18 protein-coding genes are annotated in these 17422 nt (G+C 57.0%); 5 read left to right on the top strand and 13 right to left on the bottom strand.

What is annotated here, in order from left to right; all coding sequences use genetic code 11:
- Positions 1–65: 65 nt before the first annotated feature.
- Complete coding sequence (locus tag AC6IZD_RS01595; protein WP_497785930.1) at positions 66–1916, top strand: alpha-amylase family glycosyl hydrolase; 1851 nt, start codon at positions 66–68, stop codon at positions 1914–1916.
- A 438-nt stretch (positions 1917–2354) separates the two neighbouring features.
- Here the strand turns inward: AC6IZD_RS01595 and AC6IZD_RS01600 are convergent, their stop codons facing one another.
- From AC6IZD_RS01600 to AC6IZD_RS01610, 3 genes are read right to left on the bottom strand one after another with little or no spacing between them, the layout of a single operon-like run.
- Positions 2355–2897, bottom strand: a complete 543-nt coding sequence (locus tag AC6IZD_RS01600) for a hypothetical protein (protein ID WP_497785931.1) — start codon at positions 2895–2897, stop codon at positions 2355–2357.
- Between the two features lie 8 nt (positions 2898–2905).
- On the bottom strand, positions 2906–3520 hold the full coding sequence (locus AC6IZD_RS01605; RefSeq protein WP_497785932.1) for a hypothetical protein: 615 nt from the start codon (positions 3518–3520) through the stop codon (positions 2906–2908).
- On the bottom strand, positions 3517–4086 hold the full coding sequence (locus AC6IZD_RS01610; protein ID WP_497785933.1) for an RNA polymerase sigma factor: 570 nt from the start codon (positions 4084–4086) through the stop codon (positions 3517–3519). Before AC6IZD_RS01610 ends, AC6IZD_RS01605 begins: the two co-directional genes overlap by 4 nt.
- A 433-nt stretch (positions 4087–4519) precedes the next feature.
- On the opposite strand from AC6IZD_RS01610, the gene AC6IZD_RS01615 reads away from it, so the two are divergent.
- Complete coding sequence (locus AC6IZD_RS01615; RefSeq protein ID WP_497785934.1) at positions 4520–6640, top strand: dipeptidyl-peptidase 5; 2121 nt, start codon at positions 4520–4522, stop codon at positions 6638–6640.
- Between the two features lie 128 nt (positions 6641–6768).
- On the opposite strand, the gene AC6IZD_RS01620 is transcribed toward AC6IZD_RS01615, so the two are convergent.
- The gene (locus AC6IZD_RS01620; RefSeq protein WP_497785935.1) at positions 6769–7758 is read right to left on the bottom strand and encodes a YihY/virulence factor BrkB family protein; all 990 of its coding nucleotides are present in this window, start codon (positions 7756–7758) and stop codon (positions 6769–6771) included.
- A 441-nt stretch (positions 7759–8199) separates the two neighbouring features.
- Between AC6IZD_RS01620 and AC6IZD_RS01625 the strand changes: the two genes are divergently transcribed.
- The gene (locus AC6IZD_RS01625; RefSeq protein ID WP_497776272.1) at positions 8200–8403 is read left to right on the top strand and encodes a cold-shock protein; all 204 of its coding nucleotides are present in this window, start codon (positions 8200–8202) and stop codon (positions 8401–8403) included.
- Between the two features lie 91 nt (positions 8404–8494).
- Here AC6IZD_RS01625 and AC6IZD_RS01630 read toward each other — a convergent pair whose 3' ends face one another.
- The 4 genes from AC6IZD_RS01630 to AC6IZD_RS01645 all read right to left on the bottom strand — a co-directional run bounded on the left by AC6IZD_RS01630 (position 8495) and on the right by AC6IZD_RS01645 (position 13450).
- Positions 8495–10279, bottom strand: coding sequence for a tetratricopeptide repeat protein (locus AC6IZD_RS01630; protein WP_497785936.1), 1785 nt, complete (start codon positions 10277–10279; stop codon positions 8495–8497).
- A gap of 59 nt (positions 10280–10338) precedes the next feature.
- Entirely contained in the window at positions 10339–10680 is a 342-nt protein-coding gene (locus AC6IZD_RS01635; protein ID WP_497785937.1) for a PilZ domain-containing protein, read from the bottom strand.
- Positions 10664–11746 (bottom strand): tRNA epoxyqueuosine(34) reductase QueG, encoded by a 1083-nt coding sequence (gene queG, locus AC6IZD_RS01640; protein ID WP_497785938.1) that lies wholly within the window; start codon positions 11744–11746, stop codon positions 10664–10666. Before queG ends, AC6IZD_RS01635 begins: the two co-directional genes overlap by 17 nt.
- Positions 11747–11938: 192 nt before the next feature.
- Positions 11939–13450, bottom strand: coding sequence for a glycoside hydrolase family 27 protein (locus tag AC6IZD_RS01645; RefSeq protein WP_497785939.1), 1512 nt, complete (start codon positions 13448–13450; stop codon positions 11939–11941).
- Between the two features lie 167 nt (positions 13451–13617).
- On the opposite strand from AC6IZD_RS01645, the gene AC6IZD_RS01650 reads away from it, so the two are divergent.
- Positions 13618–13752, top strand: a complete 135-nt coding sequence (locus AC6IZD_RS01650) for a hypothetical protein (protein WP_497785940.1) — start codon at positions 13618–13620, stop codon at positions 13750–13752.
- 86 nt (positions 13753–13838) lie between these two features.
- On the opposite strand, the gene AC6IZD_RS01655 is transcribed toward AC6IZD_RS01650, so the two are convergent.
- Genes AC6IZD_RS01655 through AC6IZD_RS01675 form a run of 5 tightly spaced genes read right to left on the bottom strand, consistent with a single transcriptional unit; the run spans position 13839 to position 16782 of the window.
- Positions 13839–14114 (bottom strand): DUF507 family protein, encoded by a 276-nt coding sequence (locus tag AC6IZD_RS01655; RefSeq protein ID WP_497785941.1) that lies wholly within the window; start codon positions 14112–14114, stop codon positions 13839–13841.
- Entirely contained in the window at positions 14111–14389 is a 279-nt protein-coding gene (locus AC6IZD_RS01660; RefSeq protein ID WP_497785942.1) for a DUF507 family protein, read from the bottom strand. Before AC6IZD_RS01660 ends, AC6IZD_RS01655 begins: the two co-directional genes overlap by 4 nt.
- Positions 14390–14448: 59 nt before the next feature.
- Positions 14449–14937: a hypothetical protein gene (locus tag AC6IZD_RS01665; RefSeq protein ID WP_497785943.1), complete on the bottom strand. Its 489-nt coding sequence runs from the start codon at positions 14935–14937 to the stop codon at positions 14449–14451.
- Positions 14938–14945: 8 nt separating this feature from the next.
- Positions 14946–16130, bottom strand: a complete 1185-nt coding sequence (locus AC6IZD_RS01670) for a 4Fe-4S binding protein (RefSeq protein WP_497785944.1) — start codon at positions 16128–16130, stop codon at positions 14946–14948.
- Positions 16120–16782 carry a sulfite exporter TauE/SafE family protein gene (locus AC6IZD_RS01675; RefSeq protein WP_497785945.1) on the bottom strand — a complete coding sequence of 221 codons (663 nt, stop codon included), beginning with the start codon at positions 16780–16782 and terminating at the stop codon, positions 16120–16122. Before AC6IZD_RS01675 ends, AC6IZD_RS01670 begins: the two co-directional genes overlap by 11 nt.
- A gap of 166 nt (positions 16783–16948) precedes the next feature.
- On the opposite strand from AC6IZD_RS01675, the gene AC6IZD_RS01680 reads away from it, so the two are divergent.
- Positions 16949–17422, top strand: coding sequence for a hypothetical protein (locus tag AC6IZD_RS01680; protein ID WP_497785946.1), 474 nt, complete (start codon positions 16949–16951; stop codon positions 17420–17422).

Genomic DNA, 17422 nt, shown 5'->3' on the forward strand with positions numbered 1-17422 from the left:
GCGGGGACAGGTTCGCCTGTCCCCATTTTTTGTAATTCTTTGCCGATAACGAGGCACTGCTAGCCATGATTCGCTCAAAAATCAGATCGAAGTCCGTACTCCTTACCGCACTCCTATCTATCTTCTTCTCGGTCGCCTTAGCGCAGCCGTCGGTCCAAAAAGTCGAGCCACCCAACTGGTGGGTAGGCATGCCGCACGACCCCATGCTGCTCGTCACGGGAGACAACCTTCAGCAGGCCAAGGTCACAACTCAGTACAAAGGCGTCTCCATCCTCCGCACTCAGTCCAGTGCCGACGGGCGCTACCTTTTTGTCTGGACTCACATTGCCGCCGATGCCGCACCGGGCAAGGCCGAACTCTCCGTCTCCACGACATCCGGCAACACACGAGTCGCATTACCGCTTGAGCGCCGCGAAAAGACAGCCGAAACCGGACATGGCGTTCATGCCGATGACGTTCTCTACCTCATCATGCCTGACCGTTTTGCCGACGGAGACCTAACCAACGACAATCCTGCACAGGCTCGCGGACACTACGATCGCACCAACGCCCACGCCTATCACGGGGGCGATTTCAAAGGCATTCAGCAGCATCTGCCTTACCTGAAGCAGCTCGGCGTCACCACCCTGTGGCTTACCCCTTGGTGGAAGAACGACTCCAACGCCGCCGACTATCACGGCTACCACGTCACCGATTTCTATGCGGTTGAAGACCACTTCGGCACCATGCAGGATCTGCGCGAGTTTGTCGCAGCCGCCCATGCCTCAGGGATCAAGGTCGTAAGCGATTATGTCGCCAACCACACCGGCCCCGATCATCCCTGGGCTGCTCATCCACCCACGCCGACTTGGCTCAACGGATCGACCGCGCATCACCTCCAGCCCAAGTATGACTTCTGGCCTCTGGTTGACATCCACGCCGACACCCGCGACCGCCGTCCCGTCGTCGAAGGCTGGTTTGCTGACAAGCTTCCCGACCTCAACACCGACGATCCTTTGCTCGGCGAATATCTTGCCGACAACGCCATCTGGTGGATGGAGACAGCACACTTTGACGGCTATCGCCTCGACACCTTCCCCTATTCCTCGCGTCGCTTCTGGGGCCAGTGGCATCAGACGTTGCGCCAGTGTTACCCGCAGGTCACGACTGTCGGCGAAGTCTTCAACGACGACCCGGTGATCACCGCATTTTTCGAGGGTGGACGCCCAATGCAGGGAATCGACTCCGGCCTTACGACTGTTTTCGACTTTCCGCTCGAATCAACGTTGCGCAACGTGCTCCTACATAATCAGCCGGTTTCCAAACTGGTCAACCTGCTCCAGCACGATTACCTCTACCAGCGTCCAAACGGCCTGTACACGTTCATCGGCAATCACGACATCCTTCGCTTCATGAGCGAGCCAGGCGCCACCGTTCCCAAACTCAACGCGGCCTTCTCGCTGCTTTTCACCCTGCGCGGCATCCCGGGACTCTACTACGGAGATGAAATCGCAATGGATGGAAAGGATGATCCCGATAACCGCCACGATTTTCCCGGAGGCTTCCCCGGTGACACCGCTTCGTCCTTCAACCCGACCGGGCGCACCGCCGAGCAGCAGCAGGTGTTTACTCATGTCCAGCAACTTGCCGCTTTGCGCCATTCGCATCCGGCGCTCCAGACCGGTGATTTGACCACCGTAGCATCCGCCGAAAGCTACTTCGCGTTCCTTCGCTCACAGGGCCCCGACCGCTTGCTGGTGGTCTTCAACGGTTCCACCTCCGAGCAGACGATCGAGTTGCAGCGCGCTGATACGCCGCTTACCGAGGTGAAGTCCGTGGAGCCTGTCCAGGACGCCTCTCCCGCAACCGTCGATGCAGACAAGATCACCATGCACGTTGCCCCGACCTCCGTTGCGATTTACAAAGTGGCGCCCTGAGCCGAGATGAGTTCGAAAGAGTTTGCTTTGTTGTTGTGCTTTGCTCGTAAATTGCTTCGCTCCTGAGCTTGATGTCCTCCCATCATGGGCGCGGGTTCTCCCCGCGCCTCTCTTTTTTGCTCGCCCATTCGCCGCCGCGCCAATCAGCCCGGCAAGCGCTCACATACATCCCCAAACACCGCGGGTACGGCAGGAGACATACCGGGCGTGCACTTTGCACGGTAGCTGTGCGAACTCAAGCACCGCGGGTGCCCCATATACGCTCGCCTCTTTTGGCGAGCGCATGTGGGTTCTAATAATGAATGCGCGCAGCGCGCTCCAAGAATTTGCTTTTGGTGTTGTCCTATCGTTGCCTAGAATGACTCCGACCCGCACTCGCCTGAAGCCCAACAAAAATGGCGCGGGCTTTCCCCGCGCCATCACTTCGACCACTCACTCCTACTGCTGCGTCACTTTTACTTCCACGTCATACCGTCTCTTCGAAACCGCGTCATCAATACTTGCCAGCAGCATCGGCTTGCCCAGCGTCACCGTGCTATTCGTATCTGCTCTGTTCGTGCGCATCACGGGATGAGAGCTCTGTCCTGCCTGGTCCGGTGCTATGCCGCTGATTTCAATCGAGGTCGTCAGATATAGACTTCTACCCACTGTCCTCAGGTTCACCTCCATGCGAACGCCGATATCCACATATTGGAAGTGTGCGTTCTCTCCAGAGCCGCCCGTCGTAATTGGCACCCGCGAACCGGTCTGTAACACCGCCCTCTGGTTGTAATCCGTGATGCGCATCGTGTATGAGCGCGTGTTGATGCGCTTCCCGCCGTCAATCTCGTGAACGTCATAATCCAACCTGTAGGTCGAGACCGTCGGGGCAGCTTTCGCCGCCTGTTCCTGTGCTTGTCCCGGTGCCGACGCTTCCTGCCCCACCGCCATCGTCGCGCTCGCGACGACCAAAGCTAATACCACACGTGAAAGTAACCGCATGAGTCCTCCTATCGATTTCCCTCCGCTCCCGCATCAGCTCCGGGACCGGATTCAAATCTCTTCTGTGCCTCTTCGCGTTCTGCTTGCCGCATTGCCACTGCTACCAGCACTTCCTCTCGCGGAGTCTGACGCAAGTAGTTCGTCATCAATCGTTCTTCTTCCGATAACGGCGCAGGAGAAGGGAACTGCTCACGTTCCACCTTAACGACCGTTGCCATTCGCTCAAGTCGTCGTACCTTTCTCCCAGAATCCGCCGCCTCACCGCGCTCTGCGCCTTTAGGTGTCGCTATTTCCGGTTCTTTTGACCGAATGGTTGCCAGTTCTCTGCGCTCCTCAGGCATTGAGGTGATCTGCGGCACCGACGTCGTCTGAACCGGATGCCTTTCCAGTCCTGCGTGCCAATGCCACCCACCCCCCAGCGCCCCGACAATGATTGCGGCAGCCGCCACTTGCCACGCCAAGCCTCTGCTCCAGGGGAACACTAATCGCCGCACCGCACGCTTGCTCTCCAACGTCTGCAGAACACGGGCTTCCAACCCCTCCGGCACATCCTGCGCGCCAAAACGTTTCAGCCCCTCATCCAGCCATCGTTCGGCCAGTCGTTCGCGCTCTTCGGAATTCATAACGACCTTCCTTCCAGCAATCCAGCGAGCTTTTCCTTCAGCAACCGCCGCGCCCTGTGCACTCGCGTTCGCACCGATGCCTCAGGAATCCCGAGCACCGTCGCAATCTCCACTGAGGTCATCTCCTCCACGGTTGAAAGCGTCAGTGGATCGCGCAGCTCCGCCGGAAGCTTTGCAATCAATCGCTCGACGAACTCAAGCATCTGCCCGTCAATTGCCACCTGCTCCGCCCCTACGGCGTGACTTCGCAACTCAGCCACAAGCGTAGGCACCGCCAGGTCATCATCCGCGGCCGAGGTCCTGCCGCGAGCATCTAGCGCCACCCGCCACGCAATCTTCGCCACCCAACTTTTCACATCGCGAATTCCGCTTAACTCGCGCCTGTGCTTCATCACTCGCACGAAGGTCTCCTGCGTCGCATCCTCGGCGTCGTGATAGTTGCGCAGCACGCTGTAGCAGATCTGGAACACCAACCGCGTCTGCCCGCGTACCAGAGCCGCGACGGCCGAATCCTCAGCGTCGCCTTGTACTGCCGCGAGTTCCAATATCTCCACATGCTCCAGCACGTTTAGCGTCCTAACAGTAAAGACGTGACACAAACCAAAGTGTTCTGAAAATTTATAAGCCTTAGTTCACGACAAGGGGAGAAATACGGGGCGTGCACCCTGCCGCGCAGAACCGCGAACCCAAGCACCTATACGGAACCCAAGCACCGCGGGTGCCCCACATACGCTCGCCTCTTTTGGCGAGCGTATGTGGGATCTATTGAAGAACGCGCGCAGCGCGCTCCAAAGGTTCTTGTGTTGTTGCTTTTGCTTTTGTCCTACTCTTGCTTTGCCACTTCCTTCGCGTCTGGTTGAACTTCGGCGTCATCCTGAGCGTAGCGAAGGACCCAGCGCGCTCCAAATCTGCACAGTCCCACAAAAGGCTTTTCGACCGCCTAACCCCCATCCCTCCCCATGCGATACACTTCCTTTTTGCAACACTGGAGATGTCTGGATGCTACGACGCACTCTCATCGCATTGTTATTGCTCGCTTCGCTCCCCGCGTTTGCCGAGAAACGTCCCTTCACTTTTGAGGACATGATGAACCTCAAGCGTGTCGGCGATTTCACCGTCTCGCCCGATGGCCGCTGGGTCGCCTTTTCCGCCGTTGATGTCTCGCTAGCCGATAACACGCGCAAGTCGCATCTATGGATCGCGCCACTGTCCTCCGGCACGGCTCGTCGTCTGCTCGAACCGACGCAGGGCACCGAAGATCGCCTCCGCTTCTCGCCTGACGGCAAGCAGGTCCTCTACACCGCCACGCGCAACGGAGCCTCGCAACTGTACGTTCAGGAATTCCATTCCGACACCGGAACCCTCGCAGGCTCGCCGCGCCAGCTAACGAATATCTCAACCGAAGCCGACGGTGCCATCTGGTCGCCCGACGGTAAACAGGTCATGTTCCTCTCCGCCGTCTGGCCGAACTGCAAGGACGACGCCTGCAATAAACAGAAGGACACCGCCGTCGAGAGGTCCAAGGTCAAGGCTCGCATCTTCGACCACCTGATGTATCGACACTGGAACGCCTTTGACAACGGCAAGCGCTCGCACCTGTTCCTCATCGATGCTGCCTGCAACGCCGCCACTGCCGCCTGCGCCGGACACGACCTCACGCCTGGCAACCACGACGTGCCGCCCTTCTCCCTCGGCGGGCAGGACCAGTATCAATTCGCGCCCTCGGGACGCGAGATCGTCTTCACCAGCAACCTCGACGAGGTGCAAGCTACATCGACAAATAGCGATGTATTCGTTCTCTCGCTCGATCAGAACGCGCAGCCCCGCAACCTGACTGCCGAAAATCACGGTTCCGACTCGACGCCGATGTACTCGCCCGATGGCAAATACATTGCAATCCGTTCGCAGTTCCGCGCCGGATACGAGAGCGACCGTTTCCGCCTTCGCCTCATCGAGCGGGCCACCGGCAAGATCGTGAACCTCACCGAGAACTTCGACCGCTGGATCGATTCCATCGCTTGGGCGCCCGATTCCAAGAGCATCTACTTCACCGCTGGTGACGCTGGCGACTCGCCCATCTACAGCATTGCTGTCACCGGAGGCAAGCCGAGCGAGATTGTTCGTGGTTACAACGACTCCCCCACTCCGACACCGGACGGCAAGACGCTGGTCTTCGCTCGCAATTCCGTCCGCTACCCGACAGAGTTGTTCTCGATCGCCGCATCAGCAACAACGAAGTCGGCGGCTCCTGTCGTTCAGCTCACGCACATGAACGACGCAGTGCTCTCGCAGGTCCAGATGCAGCCTGTCGAGCCGTTCTGGTTCATCGGCTCGGAAAACAAGAAGGTCGAGGGCTTCATCGTCAAGCCACCCAACTTCGATCCTGCAAAAAAGTATCCGGTGAAGTTCCTCATTCACGGCGGACCGCAAGGCGCGTGGGGCGATGACTGGAGCTATCGCTGGAACCCCAATCTTTTCGCGGCTTCCGGCTACGTGGCCATCATGGTTAATCCGCGCGGCTCGACCGGATACGGACAGCAGTTCGTGGATGATGTCAACGGCGACTGGGGCGGTCGTCCCTTCCAGGACCTCATGCTCGGACTCGACTATGCCGAGAAGAATTTCTCGTTCATCGATCGCGATCGCGAATGTGCCCTCGGAGCCAGCTATGGCGGTTACATGGCCAACTGGATCCTTGGCCACACCGACCGCTTCAAGTGCATCGTTTCGCACGATGGCATGTTCAATCCCGAGTCTGCCTACGGCACGACCGAAGAGCTCTGGTTCAACGAGTGGGAGTTCAAGGGGACGCCTTGGGGAAACCGCGATCTCTATCGCAAGTGGTCGCCCGCCTTGGCCGCGCCGAACTTCAAGACGCCTACGCTCGTCGTCCACGGACAACTCGACTACCGCCTCGACGTCAGCGAAGGCTTCCAACTCTTCACCACTCTCCAGAAGCTGAACGTCCCCAGCCGCATGCTCTACTTCCCAGACGAAGGACACTGGGTACTCAAGCCTCAGAACTCTCAGCTCTGGTACAAGACGGTGACTGACTGGGTTGACTGGTTCATCGGAACCCCGGGCAAGCATCCGCACGAGGCACCCGCAGCCGTCGAGTAAAACCCGCAACCATTAACAGAACAGGCACCCCATTCGAGGGTGCCTGTTATCTTTTCTGCCAATCTTTACTCAGCCGAACCCAACCATTCACCAACTAGTCACGAACAGCGATTTTAGCCATTGTCTCTCTAGCTAATGGCTCCTGCGTTTTCACCTTCCGGCGTTGGGGTCATCAGCGACTGCCTTCCTGCAGTCTTGAGGTCTTGCGCTGACAGATGTGCTCCTCCCAGCAGCAACAGTCCCGAGAAGAATGCCCAGAAGATCAGCGTCACCGATACCGAGAAAGGTCCGTACGCCTCAGGGAAATCGAGCCACGGCAGGCATGCCACATAAATCAGTTTCGCAATCTCCCATGCCACGCCGGTGATGATGGCCGATGGCAGCACTGCGCGGGGCGGCACCTTGCCATTGGGCAGCAGCCAGTAGATCAAGAAGAAGATAAGGACGCTTGCCACCATGCCAAATGCCTTCATGGCGACGAACTGAGTTGTGACGTTGATCTTGTCAATCATCGAGTACACCGTGCCGGTGCCGATGTGATTGCTCAGCCAGATCTGTGCTTCTGCCGCCGGAGCCCACACTCCAGCCGTTGCGGCCACGCTCGTCAGCGCGAGCACACCGCAACCCAACGCGAGCCCGAGCGACACGACCTGGTTCATCAGGTAGTTGCGCGATTTGAATCCCCATACCGAGTTCAGCGCCACTTCCAGCGGTTCGAAAACACCCGTGCAACTGATGAACAACATGATGATCGACACCAGCTGAATTTTGTGCGTCGCTGACATTGAGTCCACGGTGGACACGATGAAGCGCTGGTTGTCAGGCAGATACGCCATCAGCATGCGCTTGATCGCTTTCACCATTGCTGGCGAGTGGAACACTTTTCGGCTCAACGTGAGCAATAAAACCGCAGCGGGGAAGAACGACAGAATTGCATTCGCGGCCACGGAGAAGGCGTATGTATGAACTTCGGTTGTGCCCAGGTACTTGAGCGTGGACCCGCCGTTGCGACGCAGGGTCTGCAGCATGGAACTGCGTATTTGTTGGACTGGATCGTTCGAGGCAGGGGGTTCGATGGCAGCGGCCACGGCTGCGCCAGATGTGCTTTCGCTTGTCATGATCTTCTCTGTCCATTGTACGAGATTCAGTTGTCGTCGATAAGGGTCGCAGCGTCTCGAAACACCTGAGTTCCGGAGGGCAATTGCTCTATATCGGCAGTTGTCGTGAAGTCTTTACATAATTTTTCGTTCTCTGGAAACATTTGCTTGCCAACCCGACCAGAATTGCTGTAAATATGCCATGCTCTCTGAGTTGCCGTTCATTTGTAGCTCTAGTGGTTATGCGGTGCTGTAAAGGAAAGTAGATGTGCGGTTGCAGTCGGTTCTGGCAGTCAAATCCGGATTCCAGCATCTTCTCCCGCTTCGCGGCTAGCGGCTCTGGGGCGATAGAAGGTGCTGGAATCCGGATTTGTTTGGCAGAGGCTTTTCGGCTGTCGGTGGAACTCAAAGGGGGTTCCGCGTAGTCACTGTTTCTCTTGCAAGATGTGAAAGGAGTAAGTCGTGAAAGAAAAAGGTACTGTTAAGTGGTTCAATGGCGCTAAGGGATATGGCTTCATTCAGCGTAGTACGGGTGAAGATGTTTTCGTACATTATTCTGTGATTCAGGAAAATGGCTATCGCACTTTGAACGAAGGCGAGACCGTCGAGTTCGAATGCGTAAAGGGACCAAAAGGCCTTCAGGCTCAGAATGTGAGCCGTGGGTAGTTTCTGATCCTCTCAACCCAAAAGGGCCCTCATCCCCCGGAGGGCCATTTTCTTTAGCTCTATCTCCCCAATTGACAATCGCAAATCCAGGCTAATCGGTCTCAAGTGACACTACATCGCCTTCCTGACTGCCACTTCTCTTGAAGTTGATGGAGACTTTGCCGTGCGATCCGCAATCGAAGTGGTCGCTGCCGATCATCACGATGTCATTGCGATCTGCTACGTGCATGTGCCATGTCTGTCCACCGGAGTTCACCGTCAACTCCGCTGCCGGAGGAGCGCTGCATTGAACGCTGACAATGCTTCCCTTGAGGAACTCGATTTTGCGGCTATCGTGTTTCACGTCGGCGACTTTCTTCTTCTGTGCGGCTTCGGCGCGCTCGTCTTCTTCGATCGCTTCCTGCAGGTTGTCGTACTTGGTGTGCTTCGCCCCGGCATCAGCCGTTGAGCCCGAAGCATTCCCCGTCAATTCCCATGGCTTTGGCTGTTTTTTCTGCATCCCCAGTTCTTTCAATAGTTGCTGGGAGTCGTTGACGATGGCAGGGTCTCCACCCGCACGCGCATACATTATGAGGTTTCGAGCGGTGTCCTGATTTCCCGAAGCATCGTAGGCACGAGCAAGGTTCAAGTAGTACCGGTCATTACGAGGGCGCAAAGCCGAGGCTCGTTGTAGAGTCGCAAGAGCATTTTTTCTAGCTCCGTCGCTCAATTCCGCAAGCCCCAGCAGTTCATACGCCGGAGCATAGTTAGGATCGCGTTGCAGCGCGTCTTTCAGGCCCAGACTCAGCCGTGTCTGCGCGGCTTGCACATGGATGGTGTTTTCATCCCCCTGATTGACCCAGCGCGCATATAGGTAGTGCATCGATGGCTCGGATGGGTCAATTGCCAACGCATGACGGATGTGTTCGATAGCGTTTTCCTGATCGTGGCGCAGCATATATGCCCATGCCAGTGCGCGATGAACTGCAACGTTCTCCTGGTTCTCGCGCATGAAGGTCACCAGAGCGTGCAGCGTGCGATCCGAGTCGGGACCAAACAGCGTCATGCTGGCTTCGAGCACATGAATGTCTGCTGCTGGAACCTTCTGCGACTTGAGCATGTAGGTATCAATGCGTAGCGCGGGCATCTCTTTGGGCGTGATCTTTGCGAGTGATTCGCGCACCTCGCGGTCGAGGTTGTCGAAGTCCATAGAGAACGCCTCACCCAATGCGCGTTCCGGAGTCGCACCGCGAGACTCAACCGCGTTCAGATAAGCACCGGCCTGCCCGAGCCTGCTGTTATCGACCAACCAGCGCACGACGGCCCACGACTCGGCTTCGAACGCCTGACGCTGCGCCGGACTCAAGCGCGAAACATCATTGATGGCGAATAACTGTTTCAGCGGAATCCAGTCGGCTGCGGTCAGGTGCATTCCAATAGGCGATACTCCGAGCTGCACCTGTTCGCCATTGAAGCGCATTGCGCCCAGATAGGTCGATATCCCGGAGTCAAACCAGGGTTGCGCTCTTGGATAGTTGTCTTCGAGAACCAACGCGGAGATTGCTCGTGCGGCGGCAAACCACGAATCTGGCTGGGATACATCGACTGTGACGATGTTCGCCATCGGCGTGCGCACGAGCACGCTATTGGTGGGAGTCGTTGAGCGGAGCGCTCGTACGCGGAGAGGCGTTCTGAAGCTAACGTCCTTGCGGTGAAAGACCTGTCCGAAGATCGCGATCAGTTGCTCACCACGCTGCGCGGCGTCGCGTGCTGCGCGGTCGTTCACGCTGGAGTAACTGATGAGATGGTCGGTTTGCACCGAATACCATTGCTGGGCTGTAGCTACGACTGTCCACAGCAACAGCAACGGAATTACGAGCAACCATCGCGGACGCATGGCGCTATCTCCTGATGCCGAGAATATCGGCTACAAAGTTGGATGCTGCGCTTCTCGGGTCAGTGTCGGCAGAGTTCGTTCAGCATCAGGCGTTGTTCTGCCGTAGGGTGCACGAACCGGAGTCCAACGCGAAATCCCGTTCGCCGAATGACTACCGCGTGCAGGCAAAGTGGCGTGCTCTGACCGGGAATCGGCAGGCACAGTATCACCTCGACCCCTTCCGGAAGTTCGTGCGTGATGGTCAGTCCGGCACCGGTATGGGACAGATCGCGCGTGCGCCCGTGAATCAGAAGACGCTCGCCCGAGGTACGCACGGCGACCAAACGGGCTCGCACGTCGAGCCTGCGACGCGCAAATAAACGGCTGGCGTAGATCGAGGAACGGCTATGTGCGTTCAACATCGGCTGTCGCCTCCAGTCGTGCAATCGCCCAGCGAGCGTGTTCCGCTATGGCAGGATCCTCGTGCTCGGCCAATTCGCGCAACCGCGCAAGATGCTTGCGGTCTTCGCTGTTTCCCATCGCAATGGCAGCCGATCGTAGCAAACCCTTAAGTTTGGCTCGCTTCACAGGAGAGCCTCGAAATACCTCGCAGAACTCGTCCATGTTCATACCTGAAATCCACTCCAGCGGGGGATTGACGAGTTCGGTACGCGCCGCAAACGCGGGATCGGAGGAAACCGGAGCGCGGCGATTCCAGGGGCAGACGTCCTGACAGATGTCGCAGCCGAAAACATGGCGCCCCATCTTCGGGCGAAGCTCCTCGGGCACAGCGCCTCGCTGCTCGATGGTCAGATATGAGATGCAGCGTGTCGCGTCCAGTCGCCGAGGGCCGAGGAAAGCCTGAGTTGGACACGCGTCAAGACATCGCGTGCAACTTCCACAACGGTCCGCTGCCGGGAGATCGGGCGGCAGAGCGTGCGAGCTGAGAATGACTCCGAGGAAGATCCACGAGCCGAGCTGCTGGTTGATGATGCAGGCGTTCTTTCCCGTCCAGCCTATGCCGGAATTCTGTGCCAGCACTCGCTCCACGACCGGGCCGGTATCGACATAGCACCAAGTCCGCGGCGCCTCAGTTCCGCCGTCAACGATCCGCGAGATCATGCGCGACTCGATCCGGCGCAGGCGCTTCAGCAGCACGTCGTGATAGTCGCCTTCGACAAAGGCGTAGCGAGAAATCCAGCCACGATCCGGGTCTGCGGAGTCGGTCGAGTGCGGTGCAGGCGAGTTGTAGTTCGCGGCACAAACCACAACCGATCGCGCCCACGGAGCAACATTGCTCAGCGATGCCCGCTTCAAGGCGCCCGTGTCGGTCGATTTCGCAAGGTACTCCATCTCGCCATGATGCCCGGCCGAAATCCACTCGGGGAAATAGTCGAGTTCCCGCAGCGGAGCAGCCGGAGCAATGCCGCACAACGAGAATCCCTCGTCGAGCGCGGCCTGCTTTACGAATTCAGCAAGCGATGGCATGGATGAAAAGGAAGTGTAACCGAAAGGTGAGCGTCTTTGTGAGTCAAACCAAAATCCGGTCATCTGGCGGCTTATTGCATAGAACGGCTTGCGCTGAAAACAGAGTTAGGATCGAGTCTCAGATATCGGAGCCCCGTCCAAGCCATGCTTGGGCGGGGTGTTTGTCCTTGGCGCTACGGTACGGTGTAGATATCAATGTGCGCGAATTCGAATCAAAATCATTCCATGGGAGGCCACATCTGCCGAAAATTCGCCGTTCTCGAAACTGATCTCCCGGTGCGTCCAGAGATTTCGTGCGAGAGTCACTTGACCCTGAAGCCCTAACTCCACATCACGAATAGTAGCCCTCTCTGACGTTGCACCGAGGTTCACGATTCCCACTGCGACGCTGCCGTCGGCCAGCGGCTTGCGCCATAGTTCGAGGTTAGTCCCAATCTTTTTCGGAATGGCCTGCTTGCCGAGTGGGTCTTGGTCGATGGCAATAACCTCTTCGTTCATGAGAATCGACTTCGTAGCTGCTGACATGTTACGGACATCGTTACCAGCAATGAGCGGAGCCGCGACCAGTGCCCACAGACTCATGTGCGTGCGGTATTCCTCATCGCTCATGTGCCCGTTGCCGATCTCTAACATGTCCGGGTCGTTCCAGTGACCGGGGCCAGCATACGCTGCAGTAGAAACCTGTTTTTCAACGTTCCCAATCATGCTGGACCATGAATCGCGGATATCGCCTGTAGTCCTCCAAAGATTCCCGCCAACGTTGGCACCCCACTCATGCACAGCTCCATCGCCATACTCGCAGAGGCTGTACATGATGGGTCTGCCAGTGGCGTGGAGCGCATCGCCCATTTTCTGGTATACGGGGCGAAGTTGAGCGTCGTCGTAGACCTGTGCCGCGCTACACCAGTCGTATTTCAGGTAATCAACTCCCCAAGAGGCAAAGGTCTTTGCGTCCTGCTCTTCGTGACCATAGCTGCCGAGAAATCCTGCACAGGTCAGCGCACCCGGGCCCGAGTAGATGCCCAACTTCAGACCTTTCGAATGCACGTAGTCGGCAAGAGCTTTCATGTCGGGGAACTTTTGATTCGACTGCAGATTGCCTTGTGCGTCGCGACCGCCCTGCCAAGAATCGTCAATATTCACGTAGACGTAGCCTGCGTCTCTCATACCACTCGCGACCATGGCATCGGCGATGCCGCGTACGGTCTGATCATCGATCTTCTCCGCAAACAGGTTCCAACTGCTCCAGCCCATCGGAGGCGTTTTCGCCAAGCCATTATGGGGAACGGAATGAAGTGCCGGAGGCTCGATGTACTTGACCCAGGGCATATCAGCCGATGCTTCCGCGAATGGATGATTTCCGCCGCCTTTTACACCTCGCAACTCTTCACCTCGAATCTCTCCGAGGAGAAGCGGAGTTTTTGAGTGCCGCGCGAAGAGTTCGAAGTGAGTGCCTGACACTTTTCCGTGCACCTCTTCCGACCACTCAAGAAACTTGTAGGTGCCTTTAAGCTTGGAGCCTTTTTGTTTGAGTTCGAGGACCGCGTCCTTTCTCTCGCTGCCCCAGGAGGCTCTGATGTACACCCACTTGCCCGAGAGGCTCTGTCCATAGGCACGCGGTGCAGCCGCTAAGATTCCAAGTAAGGCCAATCCGGAAAGCGCACAAACGACAAAATTGCAGAAATTTCGGGTTCGAATTTGCATAAATAAATCTGCTTCCCTCCTAAGCCAATGATTCATGCGTGTGGTACCCATATCGGGCGTACGGCGGATAAACTCTCACACCTATCCTTCGCGAGCTTGCTGAATAGTGTGGTAACGATACCATACGCGGGAAGGGCTTATGTAGCGGTACAAATCGGAGGACAGAGGTGTTACTTGTTTTTCGGCCACACGGTGGCCGTACCTACTGGGTTTTGCTGGAAACTTCTGTCGAGAAAGAAGCGGAACACGCCAAAGCGCTTGGCCGCCTTACGTCCACGTTCAAGATCGTTGCTTCGAAGTGAATGCCAATCATTAGGCCATCATTTCTTCTCAAACGACAAAGCCCCGCAGCAGCGCGGGGCATAGATGTCGCAAGTTCGGAGCCGGACTAGATTCCCAGCTTCTTAACCTCTTCGTTGTAGTACTTGTGATAGAGGATGTTCCACTCGGGAGTGCCTTCGGGGATGATGCGGCGCTGGCTTTCAATCTTCTGACGGGCTGCCTTGTCCAGCTTTTCTTCGCTCATCAGCAGTTCTTCGAGGATGCGCCGAATTTCCTGGCGAATGTCGTCGTAGCCTTCCATGAAGTCGACATTCTTCAGTGACGCGAGTTGTTCCGTCGAGGTGGAGGCGAGCTTGTTCAGCTTTTCGCGAGTCAGTCTCATAGCACCGCCTTGTACTTGCGCACGAGTTCGTTCTTCACTCGCTTGAACATTTCCTGGTAATTAGCGCCGCGATTGCGCATCTCGTCGGAGTAGGCATCGAGAATGACGCGGACTTCGTCATTAATGCGATCTTCGAGGCTTAGTTCCTCGACCATCGTGTTCTGGATGCGCTCGATAACTTTCTCTGGCTCTTGCGTCTTAATGAAGTGATTGTCTTGGAGCCGTTTGACGACTTGCCGGGCGAGGTAGCCCACGTATTCTTTCGAAAAGAGCATGGTTGTGTGTCGAAACTAGCGGTATGAACAAAGAAATTTTAGCATAGACGCATTGCCCCTCACCGGTTCAGCGGAACGCGTACCAAAATTACGTCGTCCACACGCACGATGCAGCGCGAGAACTTTTCTCTCCCTGCGCTTTGCATAGATTGATAACGCGGGTTGAGGGATTCCACGTTGACTCGCAGCGGTGCTTTCGCGTCGGCCGGTACATCGAAGCTGGCACGCAGATCGGGCTGGCCATCGCCATCTACATCCACCAGGTCCGAGACGTGGCGTGGCAGCGCGGTAACAGGCTTCCAGTCGATCTGCACAAAGGGGCCTTCGCGCTGGAGCATGTGAGGCGATACGGCGCGATGAATGTCGATTGCGTAGCCAGCGAACTGAATGCTTCGGACTTTTGGCCCGCCCGAATACATTTCATCCACGTGCAATCCGAGTGCGGCAAATCCCTTGGTAAAGGCTCCCATCAGCAGGAAGGGAACGAGCAGTGCTACAAGCACCGTGAACCAAGCAGCGGTGTAGCCAAGGCCCGATCGCAATTTCATGTTCCCTCCTAGATGAATACGCCGAGTATGGTCGCAAGACCCTGCGCGATTATGCTCCCGCCGAACATGGTGGCCATGCCCCAGGCTGCGTAAAGAAATAGCAGTCGCGCGCGCTCGGGCTTGGCAGTGTCCGCACCCTTGATGTGCCAGAAGGCAGAGTGCTTCGGGCAGGAATCGACGCAGGCACCGCATTTCATGCACGACATCAGCACCTTGCCTTCGGCAACCGATTCTTCGCTGATCGCCATGGTGGGGCAAGCCTTGCGACAGAGACCGCATTTGGTGCAGGTATCCTTGTTGATCTTCACCTCAAAAACGCTGGTCTTGTTGAACAGCGATTGAAAGGCTCCGAACGGGCAGAAGAAGGCGCATTGCGTCCGCTTTTTCGTCAGGAAAGGCAGGATGATTACCAGTCCCGCGAACAGCATGATGAAGATTCCGTTCTGGATGAGGCCCAGCGTGTTCCTGGCGGCTACGTATTCCGACACTGCCTTGAATGGGCACAGCCACATGCAGTACACGGAATCGAATACCGCCAAGGACAGCAGCACCATCGAGAGCAGTACGGCCCAAGGCATGTAGCGCCAGCGGTTGTCGATCTTGCGCAGAACTGGCTTCTTGCGGATTGACGCAGCGCCCTCCTCGATGCCTCCGAAGAAGCAGGCGTACGCGCACCAACCCTTGCCCAACACGATGGTCAACGCAAGCCAGAGTCCCACCATCGCGGCCATTCCGCCGCCGGACATGCCTCCATTCGGCAGGATCGAGCCGGGGAAAATGACAGTCTTGGTCAGTGCCGCCGGGAGGATCAGGAACGGGATTGGAAGAAAGCAGAACGGAGTGCGCCCGGCAATCATCTCCTCCAGCGGAATGCCCATAGTTCCGCGCATGGTGATGACCGTGTGAATAAAGCCGATCGGAAACAACACGCCGAGGCTGACGAAAAACCAGCGCCGCCAGCGATAGGTCGTCGAGGTTCTCATCATCATGAAGAACAGGACGGTCATGAAGATGGCAGTAATCAGTCCTGCGATCTGCAGTGAGCGGTTCTTCTGCTGGAAAGCTCCGGAGAACATGAGCAGCGACCACAGCAGGATGGGCAGCGTGAGTAGAGAAGAGCGGGCGATGCTGCGCGGCTTCTGCATGGTCTTGTTAACTACGGGCGGATTCGGGATTTGAACTTCACTGGACATGAAGGTTGTTCCCAGTCAGCATGGCGAAACCGAGACATGCGTAGTAGATAGCTATGAGAGCCATGGACATGCGTGCCACGGTTCGGACAGCTTCGTTGCGACGCACGCAGCCTAATCCAAGGAACGGAACAAACCAAATAGAAGTTCCAACAAAGAACACGGCAAAGAACAGAATTGCCGAAATGACACTTTCCAAAGCTGCGGCTCGAATGCCAGCAGCGATAAATGGTGGGCAGAGACTCAGACCGGTGAGAAAGCCCAGGGCGGCAGGACCGCTCATGGCCGTTTTCTTCTTGCTGCCAATCGACACCAGCCCTGAGTCGAGACATGAGGCCGAGCAGACCCATCCAACGGAGTGCGCGTACCAGAACAGCACGAGGGCGACCAGCAGGTGCACCGAAGCCAGAATCATTGTCCGCGCCGCACTATGAATCGATAGGATGGCCCCAAATCCCCAGGCAGCACAGCCGAAAAGCAAGTAGCCGGCCAAGCGTGCGCTTAGAAATGTGGAGAGATAGCGCGAGTTGCGCCCCCTCCCGCCGTCACTCGCGAGCATTGATGGCACTAGAACCGGGGCACATGATGCAAGGCAGGCAGGGCCAGAGGCTAGTCCGAGCAGCAATGCTTCGCCAAAGATGAATCCTGCCGACATGCGCGCAATCTAGCACTAAGCGGGGCTATAGTCTGTGATTCGACACACCATTCGTGGCCTGCAGTTCTGGTTCGGTACGAAGTGAACTGCTGTCGCGGAGTATCATGAAGCGGTGAGCAAGGGGTGAGTTGCAGCGCCCGATTCCATTTGTTAGAAAAGCAGTGTGATGTTAGAAGACCTATCCAGCATTCAAGATGACGTGAACGCCTTTACCCAAGGCTTGGGTTTGCGGCGATTCCACGGCTATATTCCGGACGAAATGCCCAGCGTGCTCTGGGACTCTGAGGATGTAACGGAAAGCTGGAAAGATTTTGTCGAGCTGGCGCGAGCCTCAGGGGCTCCGTTCCTGACGATCAACTCCGTCCAGCTTGAGGCTGATGATGTCGATTTCCTGATCTCCGAGCTTCGCCGATCGAGCTACAGCCGCGAAGAAGATCTGGAAACGGCGCGCCAGCTTCGGTCCTACTTCGGCCGCATCGGATTCATCCAGTTGGGTTTCCCGTACCAGGGTGTCATGTTCATTTGCGAGCTCTCGACCGAGTGGTATGAGGGTTACAAGGCATTGCAGGAGATGGCGGACGACCTTGGCGGCATCATGATCGACGGTGGCGCCGAAGGTTCCGACGAGGACGAGCGCTAG

It is taken from the genome of Koromonas humicola, assembly GCF_059726255.1.

Bases quoted from the DNA above. Each gene is read 5' to 3' on its own strand.
- AC6IZD_RS01595 (WP_497785930.1), top strand. From the start codon at position 66: ATGATTCGCTCAAAAATCAGATCGAAGTCCGTACTCCTTACCGCACTC.
- AC6IZD_RS01600 (WP_497785931.1), bottom strand. From the start codon at position 2,897: ATGCGGTTACTTTCACGTGTGGTATTAGCTTTGGTCGTCGCGAGCGCG.
- AC6IZD_RS01605 (WP_497785932.1), bottom strand. From the start codon at position 3,520: ATGAATTCCGAAGAGCGCGAACGACTGGCCGAACGATGGCTGGATGAG.
- AC6IZD_RS01615 (WP_497785934.1), top strand. From the start codon at position 4,520: ATGCTACGACGCACTCTCATCGCATTGTTATTGCTCGCTTCGCTCCCC.
- AC6IZD_RS01620 (WP_497785935.1), bottom strand. From the start codon at position 7,758: ATGACAAGCGAAAGCACATCTGGCGCAGCCGTGGCCGCTGCCATCGAA.
- AC6IZD_RS01630 (WP_497785936.1), bottom strand. From the start codon at position 10,279: ATGCGTCCGCGATGGTTGCTCGTAATTCCGTTGCTGTTGCTGTGGACA.
- AC6IZD_RS01635 (WP_497785937.1), bottom strand. From the start codon at position 10,680: ATGTTGAACGCACATAGCCGTTCCTCGATCTACGCCAGCCGTTTATTT.
- queG (WP_497785938.1), bottom strand. From the start codon at position 11,746: ATGCCATCGCTTGCTGAATTCGTAAAGCAGGCCGCGCTCGACGAGGGA.
- AC6IZD_RS01645 (WP_497785939.1), bottom strand. From the start codon at position 13,450: ATGCAAATTCGAACCCGAAATTTCTGCAATTTTGTCGTTTGTGCGCTT.
- AC6IZD_RS01655 (WP_497785941.1), bottom strand. From the start codon at position 14,114: ATGAGACTGACTCGCGAAAAGCTGAACAAGCTCGCCTCCACCTCGACG.
- AC6IZD_RS01660 (WP_497785942.1), bottom strand. From the start codon at position 14,389: ATGCTCTTTTCGAAAGAATACGTGGGCTACCTCGCCCGGCAAGTCGTC.
- AC6IZD_RS01665 (WP_497785943.1), bottom strand. From the start codon at position 14,937: ATGAAATTGCGATCGGGCCTTGGCTACACCGCTGCTTGGTTCACGGTG.
- AC6IZD_RS01670 (WP_497785944.1), bottom strand. From the start codon at position 16,130: ATGTCCAGTGAAGTTCAAATCCCGAATCCGCCCGTAGTTAACAAGACC.
- AC6IZD_RS01675 (WP_497785945.1), bottom strand. From the start codon at position 16,782: ATGTCGGCAGGATTCATCTTTGGCGAAGCATTGCTGCTCGGACTAGCC.
- AC6IZD_RS01680 (WP_497785946.1), top strand. From the start codon at position 16,949: ATGTTAGAAGACCTATCCAGCATTCAAGATGACGTGAACGCCTTTACC.